4 protein-coding genes are annotated in these 5,046 nt (G+C 58.3%); all 4 read left to right on the forward strand.

Features of this window, described 5'->3' with window-relative positions; translation table 11 throughout:
- The coding region (locus tag ACIOU6_RS27385) for a 2-oxoglutarate dehydrogenase E1 component (protein ID WP_401139840.1) at window positions 1-1,889 on the forward strand (1,889 nt) is incomplete at its 5' end.
- Between the two features lie 42 nt (window positions 1,890-1,931).
- The gene (gene odhB / locus ACIOU6_RS27390) at window positions 1,932-3,155 is read left to right on the forward strand and encodes a 2-oxoglutarate dehydrogenase complex dihydrolipoyllysine-residue succinyltransferase (RefSeq protein WP_221732172.1); all 1,224 of its coding nucleotides are present in this window, start codon (window positions 1,932-1,934) and stop codon (window positions 3,153-3,155) included.
- 97 nt (window positions 3,156-3,252) lie between these two features.
- Complete coding sequence (lpdA, locus tag ACIOU6_RS27395; RefSeq protein WP_221732173.1) at window positions 3,253-4,689, forward strand: dihydrolipoyl dehydrogenase; 1,437 nt, start codon at window positions 3,253-3,255, stop codon at window positions 4,687-4,689.
- Window positions 4,690-4,821: 132 nt separating this feature from the next.
- Window positions 4,822-5,046, forward strand: a 225-nt coding sequence (locus ACIOU6_RS27400) for an ATP-grasp domain-containing protein (protein ID WP_401139843.1), incomplete at its 3' end; no start/stop codon positions are given.

Raw genomic sequence — 5,046 nt, forward strand, 5'->3', positions numbered from 1 at the left:
GCGGTGAAGTTCACCTGGCCATGGCGTTCAACCCGTCCCACCTGGAAATCGTTTCCCCGGTGGTGGAAGGTTCGGTTCGTGCCCGTCAGGATCGTCGCAACGATTCGACCGGTGAGAAGGTTCTGCCGATCTCCATCCACGGTGACGCTGCATTCGCAGGTCAAGGTGTGGTCATGGAAACCTTCCAGATGTCGCAGACCCGTGGTTTCAAAACCGGCGGTACTGTTCACATCGTGATCAACAACCAGGTGGGTTTCACCATCAGCAACCCGCTGGACTCGCGTTCCACCGAGTACGCTACCGACGTTGCCAAGATGATCCAGGCGCCGATCCTCCATGTGAATGGTGATGATCCGGAAGCTGTATTGTTCGTGACCCAAATGGCCATCGACTACCGCATGCAGTTCAAGCGTGACGTGGTGATCGATCTGGTCTGCTACCGTCGTCGCGGCCACAACGAGGCCGATGAGCCAAGCGGCACCCAGCCTCTGATGTATCAGCAGATCACCAAACAGCGCACTACCCGTGAGCTGTACGCTGATCGTCTGACTCAGGACGGTACTCTTGATGCAGAGCGTGTTCAGGCGAAAGTCGACGAATATCGCAACGCGCTGGACAACGGTCTGCACGTTGTGAAGTCGCTGGTCAAAGAGCCGAACAAAGAGCTGTTCGTGGACTGGCGTCCGTATCTGGGCCACGCCTGGACTGCGCGTCACGACACCCGTTTCGATCTGAAAACCCTGCAGGAACTGTCCGCCAAGCTGCTGGAAATTCCGGATGGCTTCGTGGTTCAACGCCAGGTTGCGAAGATTTACGAAGACCGCCAGAAGATGCAAGCCGGCGGCCTGCCGATCAACTGGGGTTACGCTGAAACCATGGCGTATGCGACCCTGGCGTTCGAAGGTCACCCGATTCGTATGACCGGTCAGGACATCGGCCGCGGTACGTTCTCGCACCGTCATGCTGTTCTGCACAACCAGAAAGACGCTGGCACTTACGTTCCGCTGCAGCACCTGTACGACGGTCAGCCACGCTTTGACCTGTACGACTCGTTCCTGTCGGAAGAGGCCGTTTTGGCGTTCGAATACGGCTACTCGACCACCACGCCGGATGCGCTGGTGATCTGGGAAGCCCAGTTCGGCGACTTCGCCAACGGTGCTCAAGTGGTTATCGACCAGTTCATCACCAGTGGCGAGCACAAGTGGGGCCGTCTGTGCGGTCTGACCATGCTGCTGCCGCACGGTTACGAAGGTCAGGGTCCTGAGCACTCCTCGGCACGTCTGGAGCGTTACCTGCAGCTGTGCGCCGAGCACAACATTCAGGTAGCCGTACCGACCACGCCGGCGCAGATCTACCACTTGCTGCGTCGTCAGGTGATTCGCCCGCTGCGCAAACCATTGGTCGTCCTGACGCCGAAGTCGCTGCTGCGCCACAAGCTGGCCATCTCGACGCTGGAAGATCTGGCCGAAGGTTCGTTCCAGACCGTTATCCCGGAAATCGATGTTCAAGACCCGCAAAAGGTCGAGCGCGTTGTTCTGTGTAGCGGCAAGGTCTACTACGACCTGCTGGAAAAACGCCGTGCCGAAGGCCGTGACGATATCGCCGTCGTGCGTATCGAGCAGCTGTACCCATTCCCTGAGGACGACTTGATTGAAGTCCTGGCTCCCTACACCAACCTCAAACATATCGTTTGGTGTCAGGAAGAGCCGATGAACCAGGGTGCCTGGTACTGCAGTCAGCACCACATGCGCCGCATCGTTGGCAAACACGACAAATCTCTCGTACTCGAGTACGCGGGCCGTGATGCCTCTGCTGCACCTGCTTGTGGTTACGCATCGATGCACGCCGAGCAGCAGGAAAAACTGCTGCAAGACGCGTTTACCGTTTAACGCCTTCGCGCACTTGAAACCGAATTTAAGGAACTACAGATAATGGCTATCGAGATCAAAGCCCCCACTTTCCCGGAATCGGTTGCCGATGGCACCGTTGCCACCTGGCACAAACAACCGGGCGACGCTGTCAAGCGCGACGACCTGATCGTCGACATCGAAACCGACAAAGTCGTACTGGAAGTTCTGGCTACTGCTGACGGCGTGCTGGGCGCAATCGTCAAGAACGAAGGCGACACCGTTCTGTCCGACGAAGTCCTGGGCTCGATCGAAGCGGGCGGCGCTGCTGCCGCTGCTCCAGCCGCCGCTGCTGCTCCGGCCACTACTGCCGCTGCACCGGCTGCCGCCGAAGGCGAAGACGATCCTGTTGCTGCTCCGGCTGCTCGCAAGCTGGCTGAAGAAAACGGCATCAACATCGCTTCCGTTGCCGGCACCGGCAAGGGCGGTCGCGTGACCAAGGAAGACGTGGTTGCAGCCGTTGCTGCCAAGAAAGCCGCTCCGGCTGCCGCGCCTGCCAAGGCTGCTGCACCTTCGGCTGCCGCTCCTGTGTTCGCCGCTGGCGATCGCATCGAGAAGCGCGTACCGATGACCCGCGTTCGCGCCACCGTGGCCAAGCGTCTGGTTGAAGCACAATCGAACATGGCGATGCTGACCACTTTCAACGAAGTCGACATGACCGAAGTCATGGCACTGCGTTCGAAGTACAAGGATCTGTTCGAGAAGTCCCACAACGGCGTACGCCTGGGCTTCATGTCCTTCTTCGTGAAGGCAGCCACCGAAGCACTGAAGCGCTTCCCGGCTGTGAACGCGTCGATCGACGGCGGCGACATCGTTTATCACGGCTACGCTGACATCGGCGTTGCCGTTTCCAGCGACCGTGGCCTGGTTGTACCAGTCCTGCGTAACGCCGAGCTGATGAGTCTGGCTGAAATCGAAGGTGGCATCGCCACTTTCGGCAAGAAGGCCCGTGACGGCAAACTGTCGATGGACGAGATGACCGGTGGTACCTTCACCATCACCAACGGTGGTACCTTCGGTTCGATGATGTCGACCCCGATCGTCAACCCGCCGCAGGCAGCTATTCTGGGCATGCACAACATCATCCAGCGTCCTATGGCCATCAATGGTCAGGTCGTTATCCGTCCGATGATGTACCTGGCATTGTCCTACGATCACCGTCTGATCGATGGCAAAGAAGCTGTGACCTTCCTGGTGACCATCAAGAACCTGCTGGAAGATCCGGCTCGTCTGTTGCTGGATATCTGATAGAAGCAGCTGCAAGCTTCGAGCAACAAGCCGCAAGAAAGGGCGGCTTGGCTTGAAGCTTGTGGCTTGAAGCTTTTCGCTAAAGAGGATTTTTTGAATGTCGCAGAAATTTGACGTAGTAGTGATTGGTGCTGGCCCTGGTGGCTATGTGGCTGCCATCAAGGCCGCACAGCTGGGTCTGAGCACTGCCTGCATCGAGAAGTACACCGACGCCGAAGGCAAGCAAGCCTTGGGCGGTACCTGCCTGAACGTCGGCTGCATTCCTTCCAAGGCGCTGCTGGACAGCTCCTGGAAATACAAGGAAGCGAAAGAAAGCTTCAACGTTCACGGTATCTCGACCGGCGAAGTCAAAATGGACGTCGCTGCGATGGTCGGCCGCAAGGCTGGCATCGTCAAGAACCTGACCGGCGGCGTTGCCACTCTGTTCAAGGCCAACGGCGTTACTTCGATCCAGGGCCACGGCAAGCTGCTGGCTGGCAAGAAAGTCGAAGTCACCAAACCGGACGGTTCGGTTGAAGTCATCGAAGCTGAAAACGTGATTCTGGCGCCAGGTTCGCGTCCGATCGACATTCCACCGGCTCCGGTTGATCAGAACGTTATCGTCGATTCGACTGGCGCGCTGGAATTCCAATCCGTGCCTAAGCGTCTGGGCGTGATCGGCGCTGGCGTGATCGGTCTGGAACTGGGTTCGGTATGGTCGCGTCTGGGTGCAGAAGTGACGGTCCTGGAAGCCCTGGACACCTTCCTGATGGCAGCGGACACCGCTGTATCCAAGGAAGCGCTGAAAACCCTGACCAAACAGGGTCTGGACATCAAGCTGGGCGCTCGCGTCACCGGTTCGAAAGTGAACGGCGACGAAGTCGTTGTGAACTACACCGATGCCAACGGCGAACAGACCATCACTTTCGACAAGCTGATCGTAGCCGTTGGTCGCCGTCCGGTGACCACTGATCTGCTGGCTGCCGACAGCGGCGTGACCCTGGACGAGCGCGGTTTCGTGCACGTTGATGATCACTGCGCTACCACCGTACCGGGCGTTTTCGCCATCGGCGACGTGGTTCGCGGCATGATGCTGGCTCACAAAGCCTCGGAAGAGGGCATCATGGTTGTTGAGCGCATCAAGGGTCACAAGGCTCAGATGAACTATGACCTGATCCCTTCGGTTATTTATACTCACCCGGAAATCGCGTGGGTTGGCAAAACCGAGCAGGCATTGAAAGCTGAAGGCGTTGAAGTTAACGTTGGCACCTTCCCGTTCGCCGCTTCCGGCCGTGCCATGGCCGCCAACGATACCGGTGGTTTCGTCAAGGTCATCGCCGATGCCAAGACTGATCGCGTATTGGGCGTGCACGTCATTGGCCCGAGCGCTGCAGAACTGGTTCAGCAGGGCGCGATCGGTATGGAATTCGGCACCAGCGCTGAAGACCTGGGCATGATGGTTTTCTCCCATCCGACCCTGTCTGAAGCCTTGCACGAAGCTGCTCTGGCTGTGAATGGCGGCGCCATCCACATTGCCAACCGCAAGAAGCGTTAACAGACAATAAGAAACCACGGCGGTAACGGCCCGTCGTGAGCCTTGCGAGCAAGTCTCACCGCGGAATGTCCGCTGGACGCAGTCTTGCGTAGCACAGCTACGCAAGCAGCAGTCACAGGTGGCGCGGCACTCATCAAGAGCGCAGCGCCGAATGCGCAGTACCTAACGAAGACGGTAAAAAGCATGAATCTTCACGAGTATCAGGGTAAGCAGCTGTTCGCTGAATACGGCCTGCCAGTTTCCACTGGTTACGCAGTAGACACCCCGGAAGCAGCAGCAGAAGCTTGCGACAAAATCGGCGGCAACGAGTGGGTTGTCAAAGCCCAGGTTCACGCCGGTGGTCGCGGTAAAGCGGGC

Source organism: Pseudomonas sp. NPDC087615, assembly GCF_044743445.1.
Classification (GTDB): Bacteria; Pseudomonadota; Gammaproteobacteria; order Pseudomonadales; family Pseudomonadaceae; genus Aquipseudomonas; species Aquipseudomonas baetica_A.